The organism is Williamsia sp. D3, assembly GCF_000506245.1.
Classification (GTDB): Bacteria; Actinomycetota; Actinomycetes; order Mycobacteriales; family Mycobacteriaceae; genus Williamsia; species Williamsia muralis.
Map to the genome: position 1 here is coordinate 299,827 of NZ_AYTE01000047.1, position 15,956 is coordinate 315,782.

14 protein-coding genes and 1 tRNA gene are annotated in these 15,956 nt (G+C 64.8%); 12 read left to right on the plus strand and 3 right to left on the minus strand.

Going from position 1 to position 15,956, the window contains the following annotated elements:
* Window positions 1-22 precede the first annotated feature (22 nt).
* The 4 genes from W823_RS54680 to W823_RS54695 are packed head-to-tail and all read left to right on the plus strand — an operon-like array spanning window position 23 to window position 3,691.
* Window positions 23-670: an ABC transporter permease gene (locus W823_RS54680; protein ID WP_023962993.1), complete on the plus strand. Its 648-nt coding sequence runs from the start codon at window positions 23-25 to the stop codon at window positions 668-670.
* Window positions 671-717: 47 nt separating this feature from the next.
* The gene (locus tag W823_RS54685; protein WP_031333572.1) at window positions 718-1,920 is read left to right on the plus strand and encodes an ABC transporter ATP-binding protein; all 1,203 of its coding nucleotides are present in this window, start codon (window positions 718-720) and stop codon (window positions 1,918-1,920) included.
* Complete coding sequence (locus tag W823_RS54690) at window positions 1,917-2,687, plus strand: ABC transporter permease (protein WP_023962997.1); 771 nt, start codon at window positions 1,917-1,919, stop codon at window positions 2,685-2,687. Before W823_RS54685 ends, W823_RS54690 begins: the two co-directional genes overlap by 4 nt.
* The gene (locus W823_RS54695) at window positions 2,684-3,691 is read left to right on the plus strand and encodes a glycine betaine ABC transporter substrate-binding protein (RefSeq protein ID WP_038254583.1); all 1,008 of its coding nucleotides are present in this window, start codon (window positions 2,684-2,686) and stop codon (window positions 3,689-3,691) included. The genes W823_RS54690 and W823_RS54695 overlap by 4 nt, the downstream gene beginning before the upstream one ends.
* A 2-nt stretch (window positions 3,692-3,693) precedes the next feature.
* On the opposite strand, the gene W823_RS54700 is transcribed toward W823_RS54695, so the two are convergent.
* A tRNA-Leu gene (locus W823_RS54700) sits at window positions 3,694-3,767 on the minus strand.
* A 262-nt stretch (window positions 3,768-4,029) separates the two neighbouring features.
* On the opposite strand from W823_RS54700, the gene W823_RS54705 reads away from it, so the two are divergent.
* The 6 genes from W823_RS54705 to W823_RS54730 all read left to right on the plus strand — a co-directional run bounded on the left by W823_RS54705 (window position 4,030) and on the right by W823_RS54730 (window position 10,814).
* Window positions 4,030-4,701: a TetR/AcrR family transcriptional regulator gene (locus W823_RS54705; protein WP_023963001.1), complete on the plus strand. Its 672-nt coding sequence runs from the start codon at window positions 4,030-4,032 to the stop codon at window positions 4,699-4,701.
* A 30-nt stretch (window positions 4,702-4,731) separates the two neighbouring features.
* The gene (locus tag W823_RS54710; protein ID WP_023963003.1) at window positions 4,732-5,910 is read left to right on the plus strand and encodes an oxygenase MpaB family protein; all 1,179 of its coding nucleotides are present in this window, start codon (window positions 4,732-4,734) and stop codon (window positions 5,908-5,910) included.
* 133 nt (window positions 5,911-6,043) lie between these two features.
* Window positions 6,044-8,326 carry an MMPL family transporter gene (locus W823_RS54715; protein ID WP_023963005.1) on the plus strand — a complete coding sequence of 761 codons (2,283 nt, stop codon included), beginning with the start codon at window positions 6,044-6,046 and terminating at the stop codon, window positions 8,324-8,326.
* Window positions 8,277-8,975, plus strand: coding sequence for a TetR/AcrR family transcriptional regulator (locus W823_RS54720; RefSeq protein ID WP_023963007.1), 699 nt, complete (start codon window positions 8,277-8,279; stop codon window positions 8,973-8,975). The genes W823_RS54715 and W823_RS54720 overlap by 50 nt, the downstream gene beginning before the upstream one ends.
* A 47-nt stretch (window positions 8,976-9,022) precedes the next feature.
* Entirely contained in the window at window positions 9,023-9,784 is a 762-nt protein-coding gene (locus W823_RS54725; protein ID WP_023963009.1) for an SDR family NAD(P)-dependent oxidoreductase, read from the plus strand.
* A 157-nt stretch (window positions 9,785-9,941) separates the two neighbouring features.
* Entirely contained in the window at window positions 9,942-10,814 is an 873-nt protein-coding gene (locus W823_RS54730) for a Bax inhibitor-1/YccA family protein (protein WP_023963012.1), read from the plus strand.
* A gap of 82 nt (window positions 10,815-10,896) precedes the next feature.
* Here W823_RS54730 and W823_RS54735 read toward each other — a convergent pair whose 3' ends face one another.
* A complete protein-coding gene (locus W823_RS54735) occupies window positions 10,897-12,117 on the minus strand; it encodes an acetyl-CoA C-acetyltransferase (RefSeq protein WP_023963014.1) in 1,221 nt (406 codons plus the stop codon).
* A 108-nt stretch (window positions 12,118-12,225) separates the two neighbouring features.
* On the minus strand, window positions 12,226-13,137 hold the full coding sequence (locus W823_RS54740) for an SGNH/GDSL hydrolase family protein (protein WP_031333579.1): 912 nt from the start codon (window positions 13,135-13,137) through the stop codon (window positions 12,226-12,228).
* A 60-nt stretch (window positions 13,138-13,197) separates the two neighbouring features.
* Here W823_RS54740 and W823_RS54745 point away from each other — a divergent pair, with 60 nt between their 5' ends.
* Window positions 13,198-14,586, plus strand: a complete 1,389-nt coding sequence (locus W823_RS54745; RefSeq protein ID WP_023963018.1) for a cystathionine beta-synthase — start codon at window positions 13,198-13,200, stop codon at window positions 14,584-14,586.
* Between the two features lie 82 nt (window positions 14,587-14,668).
* Window positions 14,669-15,841 carry a cystathionine gamma-synthase gene (locus W823_RS54750; RefSeq protein ID WP_023963020.1) on the plus strand — a complete coding sequence of 391 codons (1,173 nt, stop codon included), beginning with the start codon at window positions 14,669-14,671 and terminating at the stop codon, window positions 15,839-15,841.
* Window positions 15,842-15,956: the final 115 nt, after the last annotated feature.

The window sequence follows — 15,956 nt, forward strand, 5'->3', positions numbered from 1 at the left end:
ACCGAGGGAAGCGGGGCATCGCTTGGACGCGTTGTGGGACTACATCACGTCGCACCAATCGCAATTGGTCTTCGACTCGTATCAACACGTCAGTGCGGTCATGCAGAGCGTTGTCATCGCGACGGTCATCGGAGTGGTGATCGGACTGCTCACCTACCGCAACGACATCGCATCCAACCTCGCCACATCCATCTCCAGCGCCGTGTTGACCGTGCCCTCGTTCGCGCTGTTGGGCCTGCTCATCCCTCTGGTCGGGCTGGGCGTCATCCCGAGTATCACCGCGCTGGTGCTGTATTCGCTGCTGCCCATCATCCGCAACACCATCGTCGGCATGAACAACATCGAGCCTGCGCTCATCGATGCGGCACGGGGCATCGGTATGGGCCGGCTGATCACCCTCGTACGGGTTGAACTCCCGTTGGTCTGGCCGGCGATTCTCGCAGGCATGCGGCTGAGCACGCAGATGGCGATGGGTGTCCTGGCGATCGCGGCGTATGTGAAGGGACCGGGGCTGGGGAACCTGATATTCGCGGGCCTTGCCCGCGTGGGTAGCCCGACCGCGGTTCCGATGGCACTGAGCGGCACCTTGCTGATCGTCATACTCGCCCTCGTTCTCGACGCTCTCTACGTACTTCTCGGACGACTCACAACGTCGAAAGGCATCCGGTGACAGAACATCCAGCGGCCGCACCACAGTCCGCCACGGCTTCCAAGGCCCTGCGTACCGAGAACCCGACCGGCGTGCAGATCACGCTCGACCATGTCTCCAAGACCTACCCGGGATCCAAAACACCTGCGGTGGACGATGTGTCGCTGCATATCCCGGCCGGTGACGTCGTGGTGTTCGTGGGCCCGTCGGGGTGCGGCAAGACCACCACGATGCGGATGATCAACCGGCTCAGTGAGCCCACGTCGGGGAAGATCACGATCGGCGACCAGGATGCGTTGTCGATCAAACCCACGGAGCTGCGACGTTCGATCGGCTACTCGATCCAGCAGGCCGGCCTCTTCCCGCACATGACGATCCGGCAGAACATCGGCCTCGTTCCAGGACTGCTCAAGTGGGACAAGAAGCGCATCGCCAACCGCGTCGACGAGTTGCTCGACCTGGTCGGACTCGATCCGGCCCAGTACGCGAGCCGGTACCCGCGGCAGTTGTCCGGCGGCCAGCAGCAGCGGGTCGGCGTCGCCCGCGCGCTCGCGGCAGACCCACCCGTCCTCCTCATGGACGAGCCCTTCGGTGCCGTCGACCCGATCACCCGAAGTTCGCTGCAGGACGAACTGCTGCGTCTGCAAAGCGAATTGGGTAAGACGATCGTCTTCGTGACCCACGACTTCAGCGAGGCGGTCAAACTGGGCGACCGCATCGCGGTGCTCGGTCAGCAGTCCAAGATCTTGCAGTACGACACCCCACAGGCGATCTTGGCCAATCCCGCCGACGACACGGTCGCCGGCTTTGTGGGAACCGGGGCTTCGCTGCGGCAGCTGGGTCTTGTCCGGGTCAAGGACATCGACCTCGAAGCCCGGCCCACCGCGCACGTCGGGGAGGCCGTCGACACGCTGCGATCCGAACTCGCAGCGAGTGAACATGATTGGGCTGTCATCCTCGACAACCGCGAGCGGCCGGTGAGCTGGGTGCGGCAGAACCGTCTCCAGCAGGCCCGCACCGTCGAAGAGTTCGCCGAACCGCTCAACGAGTGGATCAGCATCCAGGCCACCTTGCAGGACGCACTCGAGGCGATGCTCGCCGAGGATCACGCCTCGGCCGTGGTCACCGGAGCAGGCAATCGATACCAGGGGGTGGTGACCCTCGAAACGCTCATCACGACCATCACCAACCTCCGTAAGGCGCCGGCCGATGGCGCGCACACCGACTCGGAAGCCCCAGGCGCCGCGGGCTCGTCGGACGCCGCGCGATGACCACTGCCGTCGAGGCGCCGGCGCCCTCCATCAGCGTGGCGGACAAGCTCCGCCTGATCATCCAACCCATCCTTGTGGTCATCGTCGCAGCCGCCGTCATCGTCTGGGCGTTCAGCCGTGACCTGACGGCCACGCAGAAGGTGAATATCAGCGCCGGCAACGTGGCGACACTGGTGTGGCAGCACCTGCTGATCACCATCACCGTCACACTCATCGTGGTCCTGGTGGGGGTTCCGCTGGGGATCGTGGTCACCCGCGGGCGCGCGCGACTGCTTCGTCCGCCGTTCATCGGCGTGGCGAACATCGGACAGGCGGCTCCGGCAGTCGGTCTGCTCGTGCTGCTCTTCCTGTGGACAGGGGAGACCGGCTTCTGGATCGGGGTACTGCCGATCGCGGTGTACTCGTTGCTCCCGGTGTTCAGCAGCACGATCCTCGGCATCGACCAGGTGAACAAGTCGCTCATCGACGCGGGTCAGGGGCAGGGCATGTCCCCGTCGTCGATCCTCTTCCGGGTGGAACTGCCGCTGGCGGTGCCGTATATCCTCGCCGGCCTTCGGACGTCACTGGTGCTGGCCGTCGGAACCGCGACACTCTGTTTCCTCGTCAATGCCGGGGGGCTCGGAGTGCTGATCGACACCGGATACAAACTCCGCGACAACGTCACCCTGATCCTCGGCAGTGTCCTCGCGGTCTGTCTGGCACTCCTCGTCGACTGGCTCGGCGCCTTGGCCGAGCACTACCTCGGACCGAAAGGGGTGCGCGGATGACCACAACGCCTCGTTCGGCGCGTGGGTTTCGCCGTCTCGTTTCGTCGATCAGCTTTGCGCTCGTGTGCGCGGTGGTCCTGGGGGCCTGTGGCCTGTCGTCGGGCGGCGCGGTCCCGCTGAAGGTGGGCCCGGGTTCGATCACGGAGAACGAGGGGCTCAAGGGCGTCAAGATCACCGTGGGATCGAAGGAGTACACCGAGCAGGTCATCCTGGGATACATCCTCGAGTTCACGCTCGTGGCAGCGGGCGCCGACGTGCGGGACATGACCGGCATCGTGGGGTCACGCAGCACGCGCGACGCGCAGTTGGCGGGTCAGGTGGACGTGGCATACGAGTTCACCGGTAACGCGTGGATCAATTACCTCGGGCACGAAAAGCCCATCGCCGATACGCGTGAGCAGTTCGAGGCCGTTCGGGACGAGGACCTCGAAGCCAACGACATGATCTGGCTCGAACCCGGGCCGATGGACGACACCTATGCGCTGGCCGCCAGCAAGCAGGTCATCGACGAGACCGGTGTGACAACGCTGTCCGACTACGCCGAGCTCGTCAAACGCGATCCGGCCGCCGCGGCGACGTGTGTCGACACCGAGTTCCGTGCCCGTCAGGACGGCTTCCCGGGCATGGCCGCCGCTTACGGTTTCGACCCGGCTCAGGCTCAGACGCCGATTCTGCAGGTGGGCATCATCTACCAGGCGACATCGACGGGCAGCCAGTGCAAGTTCGGCGAGGTGTTCACCACGGACGGTCGTATCGCCGGTCTGGGCCTGGTTGTTCTCACCGACGACAAGCAGTTCTTCCCGCACTACAACCCATCTGTGACGATGAAGGAGAGCTTCTTCGAGAAGCATCCCGAGATCGCGCCGGTCACTGCTCCGGTCACCGCGGCACTCACCAACGAGGTGATCACCGATCTGAACAAGCAGGTCGACGTCGACGGCCGGGATCCGAGCATCGTCGCGCGCGACTGGATGGTGTCCAAGGGGTTCATCACCAAGGAATAGGGTGCCCCCAGTCGGATTCGAACCGACACTTGACGGATTTTAAGTCCGGTGCCTCTGCCGATTGGGCTATGGGGGCATTCCCGGACACAGGATCCCGGGCAAGACCAGAATCTCACGGGAGCTCAGGGCCGCCGCGGGGCCCCCGGCCGAGTCGGGTCGGAATGCGGTCTGAGCGGTGCCGCCCGATCGACGCTTTATCAGCTGACCTGCGAGACAGACTGTTTCGACGCGCCCAAGCGGACGGTGACGCCCGGCTCACTCGCCGCAGGCATGTGACGAATCGCCGTAATTGACCTCGGGCAACTATGTGAGGCAAGGAAAGTGGCAAACTGAACGACATGTCTGACGGATCCACTCGACGCAGTCGCGGCCGACCGCCTGGCCCCGGTGTCGATCCTGGGGCGCGGCGCGAGGAATTGCTTGATGCCGCTGAGGCGGAAATCATCGAAAACGGGGTCGATTTCGGTCTCGCCGGTGTCGCGAAACGAGCCGGCCTGACCCGCTCGGCCGTGTACGCGGCGTTCGCCGACCGCAGCGACCTCCTGGCCGCGCTCGCGCAGAGACACACCCAAAACCTCGTTTTAGAGGTCGGGACCATGGTGAACACCCTGCACGACCCCAAGGAACAGACGCGGTCGGTGATCGACATCCTCGCCCGGTGGATGGAGGACAACAGCAAGCTCGCAGCTGTTCTGGCTCCACGCATGCAGGTCGGCGTCGGTTCGGCCGAGGTCACCGGGTTCATCGAGCAGGTCCTGGACATAGCCCTGGCGCAGCTCGGGGCCGACACCCGGGCGTCCGGGCCGTGGGCGCGTGCGCTGGTCGGAGCCATCTGGACTGCCGTGGATTGGTGGAGCAAAACGCCGACGATGGATCGCGCCGAACTCGTCGATCACATCACCGAATTGATCTGGGCCGGCTTTGCCGGTGTGGGCGGCGAACGGGTGCGACTGCCCGAGGTCGAGCTGCCGATCGAGACCGATGAAGCCGGAGAAGTCGCCAAGGGTTGACCACGGGCGCCTTTAAATACACCATGACCTATGGGTGCATCCGAGATCACAGGCGCAGCGAATTGGGACGTCGTCCGCGAACGGCACCCTGACCTCGTAGATCGACTCGAAGCCGGGCTGCATGTCGGTGATCCTCTGGCAGACGATGTGATCGACGAGATGCTTTCTCTTGATGACTACGGTTGGCGAGACATCCTGCGAATCCTGGACGATCCGCTCGGTCTGATCGACGACGCGCCGCACTGTTTGCGGGCTCTGCTCGATGCTGCGTCGACGCCGCCGCCGTGGTTCGATGCGGCCGTCGCTCAAGCGGGTGGTCGAGCCTGGTGGAAGTTCGGAACCCTCCAGTCCAGCACGCTTTATCAGTCGTTGATCTACGGCTATCAGGCGCGCGGATTCGTCCGGCCGCTCGCGGCCACCGGCCGGTTCGAGGAGCACACCTACGACCGCGTGCTGGGTACCGGTCGCTGGATCGCGCTGGCGACGGCACCGGGTCAGATACTGCCCGGCAATGCAGGTTGGGCGCAGACTCTCCGGATCCGCTTGGTCCACGCGATGGTCCGACACCACCTGACCACCGAAGGTGGTTGGGAAGTGGCCGAGTGGGGTGTCCCGATCAGCCAGACGTACAGCGCCTTGACCATCGGTGGGGGATTCTTGGCGTTGCCGATGAAGGTGGCACGCGACCTCGGTATCCAGTACTCGGCGGCCGAACACGAGGCGATCGCGCATCTGTGGCGCTGGATCGGCTGGGTCATCGGGGTGGACGAGCAGTTGTTGCCCAGCAACTTCGGGGCCGCCAACGAATTGTTCGATGTGGGAGCACAATTCGACCTCGAACCAGACGAGGCGTCGAAGACCTTGACCCGGGCGTTGCTGCGGGAGGGCTACCGGATCGACATCCCGCTGATGCCGGGTCCGCTGGCCACGATGATGAATTCGGTGCTGCGACCCATGTTGTCCGTGTCGTTCTCATCGATCTCGACGCGCTGGATGGACAAACCTTCCGCGGGAAAGATGGGCCTTCGCCGCACGCCGTTGCATCACCTCGTCGATGTGGCCAGGCCGGCGGTTCGCGCCCGCGAGGTGGCACGGGTGATCGGATTGCTCGGCGACGAGGATCGGGTGGTCCGGCGCGAGATGCGGGTTGTCATGTGGGGCCTGGGCATGGACGCTCAACAGGTCGCCCACGTTGATTCGGTTGCGTAGTGCCCGTGCTTTGTCGGGCATGGGTTGCAGACGTGGGTCTCGATCGTTAGCGCTGGTAAATGGCATTGACCCCGCTAAGATAGTGCTGATAACTTAACGGCGATCACTTGAGAATGACTCGAAAGGATCTGCCGTGTTGTCCTCGTTGGCCCGTGGCGTCATCGCCGCCCCGAAGCGCGTCCTGGCCGGAGCGCTGCTGGTGCTCATCATCTGCGGGATCCTCGGCTCGTCGGTGTCCGGTCACCTGGCGGCCGGCGGTTTCCAGGACCCGGATTCCGAATCGGCCAAGGCGATCGAGGTGATGAGCGACACCTTCGAGCGCGGGGGCCTGCAGGTGGTCATCCGCCTGCACGAGCCGGGAACACCCAACATCTCCGACAGCGACACTGCGCGGACCGCGGCAGACGCCGTGGTGGGCGAACTCGAGTCGTTGAGTTTTGTCGAGAGGCCGATCATCTCGGCGTGGAACAATCCGGAAGCAGCAGCCGCGCTCATTTCCGAAGACCGCACATCCGGGCTGATCACGTTCACGGTCGCGGGGGGCGACAAGGACGCTGCAGGCAACGGCAGGAAGATCGAAGACCGTTTCAGCGCCCCGTCTTTCACCGGCCAGTTCCCCGGGATCGACGTTCTCGTCGGGGGACAGGCGATGGTCTACTCGCAGGTCAACGAACAGACCAGCCGTGACCTGTTCGTCGCTGAGGCAGTAGCGATCCCGATCAGTTTCCTGCTTCTCATCTGGGTGTTCGGAGGACTCACCGCGGCAGTGCTGCCGCTGGCGATCGGTATCTTCGCGATCATCGGAACAACGGCTGTGCTGCGAGGTTTCACACTCTTCGCCGACGTGTCCGTCTTCGCCCTCAATCTGACGACGGCCATGGGGCTCGCGCTGGCCATCGACTACACACTCTTGATCATCAACCGCTACCGAGAAGAAGTGCAGGCCGGACGGAACCGGGATGACGCTCTTGTCGTCACCGTCGCGACGGCAGGCCGCACAGTTCTGTTCTCCGCTGTGACAGTGGCCTTTTCGCTCGCTGCGATGGCGATCTTCCCGATGTACTTCCTGCGCTCGTTCGCCTATGCCGGACTGGCCGTGGTGGCGCTGGCCGCCGCTGCCGCGCTCGTGGTGGCACCGGCAATCATCGCTGTGCTCGGCCCGCGCATCGACTCACTCGATGTGCGCAGGCCCATCCGGAGGCTCCTCGGCCGAGACGAACCGCATGTGCCCGAACCCGAAGAGTCGATGTGGTACCGCTCCACACAGTTTGTCCTGCGTCATGCCGTCCCGGTCGGGTTGGCCGTCGTCGCGTTGCTCCTCGTCCTGGGTGCCCCGTTCCTCGGTATCAAGTTCGGCTACCCGGACGACCGTGTGCTCCCGGAGTCGGCGTCCGCGCGCGTACTCGGTGACGAACTGCGAGAAGACTATTCGCAGAACGCATCCGCGTCCGTCAACATCGTGATCCCGGAGGCCCGCGACCTCGACGAGCCCACGATGTCGCGGTATGGCCAGGACCTCTCCCAGGTGGCCGACGTCACCGCGGTCACCACCCCGGTCGGAACGTTCGTCGACGGACAACGGGTGGGCAACGGTGGCAACGACATGACCGCCGACAACGCCGCCTATATCACCGTCTCCTCGACCGTCGATCCGTTCTCCGAACGCGGTCAGGACCAGCTCGACGCGCTTCGTGAGGTGCCGGCACCCGCCGAGACGTTGTTCAGCGGTCTGGCACAGCAGAACATCGACAACGTCAACAGCATCATCGACCACCTACCCGAGGTGTTTGTTGTCATCGTCGTGACGACGTTCATCCTGTTGTTCCTGCTCACCGGTTCGGTGCTGCTACCGGTGAAAGCGCTGGTGCTCAACGTGTTCTCGCTGACGGCGACCTTCGGCGCGATGGTCTGGATCTTCCAGGACGGCAATCTCGGAGGGCTCGGAAGCACCACCACCGGCACACTCATCGCCAACATGCCCGTACTCATGTTCTGCATCGCTTTCGGGTTGTCGATGGACTACGAGGTGTTCTTGCTGTCGCGGATACGGGAAGAGTGGCTCAAGTCCGGCAGGACCAGGGCGGACAACGATCACGCGGTCGCGTACGGCTTGGCCCGAACCGGCCGGGTTGTGACGGCCGCCGCGCTGCTGATGGCCATCGTCTTTGCCGGAATCGCCTTCTCGCAGGTGTCTTTCATGCGGATGTTCGGTGTCGGTCTCGCGCTGGCGGTCTTGATGGACGCGACGTTGATCCGCATGTTCCTCGTTCCTGCATTCATGAAGATCGCCGGCCGGGCAAACTGGTGGGCACCGGCGCCCCTACGCAAGTTCCATGACAGGTTCGGTCTGAGTGAGGAAGGTGGCCATGACAGTCGAGCGACTGAGGCGCCGCAGGTCCCCTCGCGGCTCGGGTGAGCAACTGCGCGCGGAGATCCTCACCGCTGCAACCGAATTGCTTCTCGAGAGTGGAGACGAGTCAGCGGTCTCGATCCGAGCTGTCGCCAATCGGGTAGGGGTCACGCCGCCGTCGATCTACATCCACTTCGCCGACAAGGACACACTGATCGACGAAGTGGTGGCGCAGTACTTCACCCGACTGGACGAAGTGATGCGGGCTGCCGGGGCCGAGCACGAGGACAGCTGGGAAGCGGCACATGCGCAGGGGATGGCCTATGTGCGTTTTGCGGTCGAGAACGCGGAACTGTACCGGGTGGCGACCATGAAGGTCTGTGCCGAGGGCACCGATGCCGATGCTGTTCTCGGGCAGTCGGCTTTTGTTCATTTCGCCGAGACGATCGAGCGTTTGATGGACGAGGGGTTCGTCGACAAGGGCGATCCGACCCCCGTGGTGCTCGAGTTGTGGACCGCCGCACACGGAGTCGCCGCGTTGATGATCGCAAAGCCTTACATTGCGATCGGCGAGGATTACGAACTCGCCGAACGGGTCCTGACATCTGTGTGCCTCGGGCGGGCCACCAAGGACTTGATCGGTGGAGACGTCGCGCCCACGAAGATCCGCGACTTCATCGTCGAACAGCGAAGCCGCCGAGGTCCCGATTCGTGACCCCATTCGCGGGGTGAACGTGTTCTAGTTTGGCTAGTGTCTGCTGCATGGGAGTTTTGGACGGCAAGGTTGCATTGATCACCGGCGGCGGCAAAGGGGTGGGCTTCGGCATCGCCTCGGCACTGAGCAAGGAAGGTGCCGACATCTTCATCTGCGGCCGTCACGAGAAGCCGTTGGCCGCGGCCGCGGAGAAACTGCAATCCAACGGTGTACGGGCAGAGTACCTGGTGGGCAACGTCAGCGAGGCTGACGATTGCTCCACCATCGTCGAGGCGTGCGCAGAACGGCTGGGCGGGGTCGACATCCTGGTGAACAACGCCAACGATGCGATGCCGATCCCGCTGCTCGACGTGTCCGACGACGACTTCACCAGGTTCTTCCGAACCGGGCCGCTCGCCGTGTTGCGGTTGATGAAGGCCTGTCATCCGCTGATGGTTGCCAGAGGTGGGGGATCGGTGATCAACCTGGTGACGTCGTCGGCGGTCCGCTGGGACATGGCCACATATGGGCCCTATGCCGCCGTCAAGGAGGCGACGCGCTCGTTGACCCGGGCGGCGGGATGCGAATGGGGTAAGGACAACATCCGCGTCAACGCCATTGCGCCGCATGCCATGACGCCGTCGTTGCAATGGTGGACCGATACGTACCCGGAGGAGGCCGAAGCGTTTGTCAAGAGCATCCCGCTGGGCCGGATCGGTGATGCCGAGCAGGACATCGGTCGAATCGCGGTGTTCCTGTGCAGTACGGATGCGGCGTATCTCAGCGGTGTGACGATCCCCGCCGATGGCGGTCACAGCCGGTGGGGCTGACCAGATCGATGCTCGGAGCCGACTTTTCGGCTCGACAGCTGATCCCGCAGGGGAGTCGACTGCACCGAAGTTCAAGAGAAGGTAAAGTCGGAACTCGATAGCCACGCCGCTCGTTGAGCGTGCATAAGTGGGATCACTTGATGAAGGGACCAAAACGGTGCGTGAAAGCAGCAATCCGGTGATGCGCGGAGTAGTGCGCAGCAACCAGGGACCCGGCGGCTACGCCGGCTTTGGCGCTGGTGCAGCCGGCGCCGGCCAGGGCGCGATGTGGAATCAGCAGACGGGGCAGCCGCCTGCCGATCCGTTCGCCCGTCCAGGGCAGCAGGTCGGATCGCGAACCCTGACCATCGACGACGTCGTGATGAAGACAGCCGCCACCCTCGGTGTCCTCATCCTCTCGGCGGCCGTCTCGTACTTCCTGGCCAGCCAGAACGAAGCATTGGCGATGCCGCTGATGCTGATCGGTGCGCTGGGTGGGCTCGGCCTCGTCCTCGTCGCGACATTCGGTCGTAAGCAAGACAATCCGGCCATCGTGCTCAGTTACGCGCTGCTCGAAGGTCTGTTCGTCGGTACGGTGTCGTTCGTCTTCGCCAACTGGGTAGTTGCCGGCGACGTCAGCGCCGGTGTCCTGATCGGCCAGGCGGTACTCGCGACATTCGGTGTCTTCGGCGGCATGCTGATCGTCTACAAGACCGGCGCCATCCGCGTCACCCCGCGGTTCACCCGGATGATCTTCGCGGGCCTGATCGGCGTGCTCGTGCTGATCCTCGGCAACCTCGTCATCGGGTTCTTCAACGGGGGCGACGGACTGGGCCTTCGTGACGGCGGACCGATCGCGATCATCTTCTCGCTCGTCTGCATCGCGCTTGCGGCATTCAGCTTCCTGATCGACTTCGACGCCGCGGATCAGCTGATCCGTTCGGGCGCACCGGAAAAGGCGGCCTGGGGCATTGCTCTCGGACTCACCGTCACCCTGGTGTGGCTGTACGTCGAGATCCTGCGCCTGCTGAGCTACTTCAACTCGGACTAGTTCGACAACGCTTCGGCGATCAGAACCACAAAGGAGCCCCGCGACCATCGGTCGCGGGGCTCTTTCGTGTCCTGCAGAGCGATCAGCTGAGGCGTTCGAGCACCATCGCCATGCCCTGCCCGCCGCCGACGCACATGGTCTCCACACCCAGGCTCTTGTCCTGTGTGCTGAGGTTGTTGAGCAGCGTCGCGGTGATGCGGGCACCGGTCATGCCGAACGGGTGGCCGAGGGCGATCGCGCCGCCCGAGACGTTCAGCTTGTCGTGGTCGATGCCGAGCTCGTTGGCCGAGCCGAGCACCTGGACCGCGAAGGCTTCGTTGATCTCGAACAGGTCGATGTCGCCGATGCCCAGTCCGGCGTACTTCAGCGCCTTGCGCACGGCCTCGATCGGTCCCAGGCCCATGATCTCGGGGGAGAGGCCCGTGGCCGCGGTGGAGACGATGCGGGCCAGCGGGGTGAGGCCGAGTTCCTTGGCCTTGGTGTCGCTCATGACCACGAGCGCCGCGGCGCCGTCGTTGAGCGGGCACGCGTTACCGGCCGTGATGGTGCCGTCGGGACGGAAAACCGGCTTGAGCTGACTGATCTTCTCGTACGTGGTTCCGGCGCGGGGACCGTCGTCGGTGGTCACCTTGGTGCCGTCGGCGAGGGTGAGCGGCTCGATCTCGCGTTCGAAGAAGCCCGATTTGATGGCTTCCTCGGCACGGTTCTGGCTGCGCACGCCCCAGTGATCCTGGTCTTCGCGGGAGATTCCCGTGAAGGTGGCGACGTTCTCGGCTGTCTGGCCCATCGGGATGTAGACGTCGGGGATCAGGCCTTGCTCACGCGGATCACTCCATGTGCCTGCGCCACCGGCGGTGGCCTTGTCGGTGCGTTCCATCGCTTCGGCGAACATCGGGTTCTTGGTGTCGGGCCAGCCATCGGCGCTACCGGTGGCGAAGCTCGACACGCTCTCCACACCGCCGGAGATGAACACGTCACCCTCGCCCGCCTTGATGGCGTGGAATGCCATGCGGGTGGTCTGCAGCGACGACGAGCAGTAGCGGTTCACCGTGACACCGGGAACGTGGTCGAGGCCGAGTTGCACGGCAACTGAACGCGCGATGTTGAAACCGGCCTGCCCTGCGGGCTGGCCACTGCCCAAGTGCAGATCATCGATGTCTGCGCGGTCGAGCGATGGCACCTTGTTGAGCACGGCTTCGATCATCTGGCGGGCCATCTCATCGGGCCGCAGATCTTTCAGTGACCCCTTGTTCGCGCGCCCGATCGGTGAACGGGCGGTGGCGACGATGACTGCTTCTGGCATATGGACTCCCTGTCGAATCAAGTTGAACACGCAAGTGTTTAAGGGTTTCTGATCGAACGTTACGCCAGCTGGAGAACACGCTTGCCGGGACCTGACCGCTCGCTGTGATCAACGATGCCGGGCAGCGCGTTCCACGTACTCGCGCATTCGGCGGCTCCACCGGTTGTCCTCCGCGATCGCGGAGACCTCGGGTGGGTCCGGTAACGGCCCGCTGCCCCATTCGCCGACGGCCGCGAGGACGGCGGGCAGCAGAGTGCGCGCGGCAAGCTCGTATCCCGCTGCCGACGGGTGATAGTTGTCGGCCGACAGCATCCGATCGGGCGCGGCCAAGAACTCGCGGGCAAGGAGATCGGCGAGGGGCACCGGCTTGCCGCCGGCGGCGGTGGTCTCGACGGACTGCGCCGCGGCCAGACGCAGGCCCCACTGGCGGATCACCGTGCGCAACGGCTGCGGGATCATCGCGACCACTCCGAGGTCGGGACATGTGCCGACCACCACATGCGCGCCCGCATCGCGCAGCCGCCGTACCGCGGAACCCAGCCGTTTCGCCGACGCGCGGATCCCGCTGGTACTGGTGACGTCGTTGGCCCCGATGAAGATCACCGCGACGTCGGGCGGGGGGCCGGCGATGAGCATGGCGTCCACCTGACCGGACAGCCCACGCGACGTCGCACCCACGATCGCCTTGGTACTCAACCGGATACGCCGGCCCGTCTCGTCGGCGAGCATTCGCGTCAACTGGACGCCGGGTGTCTCATCGGCGACCTCGGCGCCGAGACCGGCCGCCGTCGAGTCGCCGAAGATCATCAGGTGCAGATCAAAAGGTTCGCTCCGCCGGAAACGGATCGGTCCGACACCGTCGGGGCCATAGATCCCGTCGCCGTTGGGCGCGTTGTCGGTGCGGTGCGGGATGACTGTGCGCGCTGCTCGCGCCTGGCCGTTGAGGAAGGTCCACGCACCCCACCCGGCACCTGCCGTACCTGCCGTGGCGGCCGCGGTTGCTGCGAGGTCGCGAATCATCCGCTGCCTTGATCCGGACACAGCTCCAACATAATCGAACGCGTCTGGGACCATGGAGTCATGCGCATCGCAAGTCACGTCGTCGATCTGATCGGGAACACACCTCTGGTCCGGCTGAACTCGGTTGTCCAACCGGGATCTGGCCTGGTCGCCGCCAAGATCGAGTACCTCAACCCAGGCGGTAGCTCCAAAGACCGCATCGCCGTCAAGATGATCGACGCCGCCGAGGCGTCGGGCGAGTTGAAGCCCGGAGGCACCATCGTGGAGCCGACCTCCGGCAACACCGGCGTGGGGCTCGCCCTGGTCGCCCAGCAGCGGGGCTACCACTGCGTGTTCGTGTGCCCCGACAAGGTCGGCGAGGACAAGCGGAACGTGTTGCGTGCCTACGGGGCCGAGGTCGTGGTGTGCCCGACTGCGGTTCCGCCCGAGCACCCCGACAGCTACTACAACGTCTCCGATCGCCTCACCAGGGAGATCGAAGGCGCATGGAAGCCCAACCAGTACGCCAATCCGGCAGGACCCGAGAGCCACTACGAGACCACCGGCCCCGAGATCTGGAACGACACCGACGGCAAGATCACCCACTTCGTCGCGGGCGTGGGTACCGGCGGAACCATCACCGGCACCGGCCGCTACCTCAAAGAGGTGTCCGGCGGGAAGGTCAAGATCATCGGCGCCGACCCCGAAGGATCGGTGTACTCGGGCGGCACCGGTCGTCCGTACCTCGTCGAAGGTGTCGGTGAGGACTTCTGGCCCACCGCCTACGACCCGGCGATCCCCGACGAGATCATCGCGGTCTCCGATGCGGACTCGTTCGAGATGACCCGGCGGCTCGCCCGCGAAGAGGGGCTGCTCGTCGGTGGATCCTGCGGCATGGCGGTCGTCGCCGCACTCCAGGTCGCCGAACGTGAGGGCCCGGACGCGCTTGTGGTGGTGCTGCTGCCCGACGGTGGACGTGGCTACATGGGCAAGATCTTCAACGACAGGTGGATGAGCAGCTACGGCTTCCTGCGTACCCCGCTCGACGGCAACGCGAAGAAAGAACCACTGGTCGGCGACGTGCTGCGCGGCAAGTCGGGAGCACTGCCCGATCTGGTGCACACCCACCCGTCCGAGACGCTGCGTGACGCCATCGAGATCCTGCGCGAGTACGAGGTGTCGCAGATGCCCGTCGTCGGGGCCGAGCCACCCATCATGGCCGGTGAGGTCGCCGGCGCTGTCAGTGAACGCGAGCTCCTCAGCGCCGTGTTCGAGGGCCGGGCAAACCTCGCCGATCCGGTCAGCGCTCACATGGGCGAGCCGTTCCCACTGATCGGCTCGGGCGAACCGGTGTCGGCGGCCACAAAAGCACTCAGCGACACCGATGCCCTGATGGTCGTCGAAGACGGCAAACCGATCGGCGTCATCACGCGGCACGACCTGCTGGCCTTCGTCAGCTCGATCGGTTAGCCAGACCAGGTCACCCAGGGCGGGAACCGGTTCGCATCGGCCGAACTGCAGGCCGGGCGGGCCGGGCTCTACCCTGGATGTCATGAGTGAGCAGCGCAGCAAGACCGACTCGCACAACTGGCAAGGATTCTCCACCAAGGCGATCCACGCCGGTTACGAACCCGACCCCGCGACCGGTGCGGTCAACGTACCGATCTATGCCAGTTCGACCTTCGCCCAGGACGGCGTGGGAGGCATGCGCGGCGGCTTCGAATACGCGCGTACGGGCAACCCCACCCGTCAGGCACTCGAGGCCAACATCGCGGCCCTGGAAGAGGGCAGCTTCGGCCGGGCCTTCGCCTCGGGCATGGCGGCCACCGACGCCCTCCTGCGTGCGACGCTGCGTCCCGGCGACCACCTGGTTATCCCCAACGACGCCTACGGCGGCACGTTCCGGTTGATCGACAAGGTGTTCAGCCAATGGGGCATCGAGTACTCGGTCGCGCCGGTCACCGACGTCGATGCCGTGCGTGCCGCGATCCGACCCAACACCAAACTCGTCTGGGTCGAGACACCCACCAACCCGTTGCTGAACATCGGTGACATCGAGGCGCTCGCCGCAGTGGCGCACGAAGCGAAGACAAAACTGGTGGTGGACAACACCTTCGCGTCGCCCTACCTCCAGCGGCCTTTGACACTCGGCGCCGATGTGGTGCTGCACTCGACCACCAAGTACATGGGCGGGCACTCCGACGTGGTGGGTGGCGCACTGGTCACCGACGACGAACAGCTCGACGTCGACATCGCGTTCCTGCAGAACGGCGCCGGAGCAGTTCCGGGACCGTTCGACGCCTACCTCACCATGCGGGGCATCAAGACACTCGGCGTCCGGATGGATAGGCACAGCGACAACGCCGAAAAGATCGTCGAGTTCCTCAGCTCCCATCCCAAGATCGACTCGGTGCTGTACCCGGGCCTTCCCAACCACCCCGGACACAAGGCCGCCGCCAAGCAGATGACCCGATTCGGCGGCATGATCTCGGTGCGCGTCTCCGGCGGATCGGAAGCAGCACAACAGTTCTGCGACCGCACCGAGGTGTTCACCCTCGCCGAGTCACTCGGCGGCATCGAATCCCTCATCGAACACCCCGCCGCGATGACCCACGCCTCCACCGCCGGCTCACTGCTCGAGGTCCCCGCCGACCTCGTCCGCCTGTCGGTCGGGATCGAAGACATCGGTGACTTGATCGGGGATCTCGAGAACGCGCTCGGCTAGTCTGCTCGCTCCGCTCGCTTTGTCGGTGCGGCCATCGGGCGGATGTTCTTCCCTCCTCTTCACATCGCTGGCGCTCGTTCATCGTCAGTCCAGAACATCCGCGGCCGCACCTCCG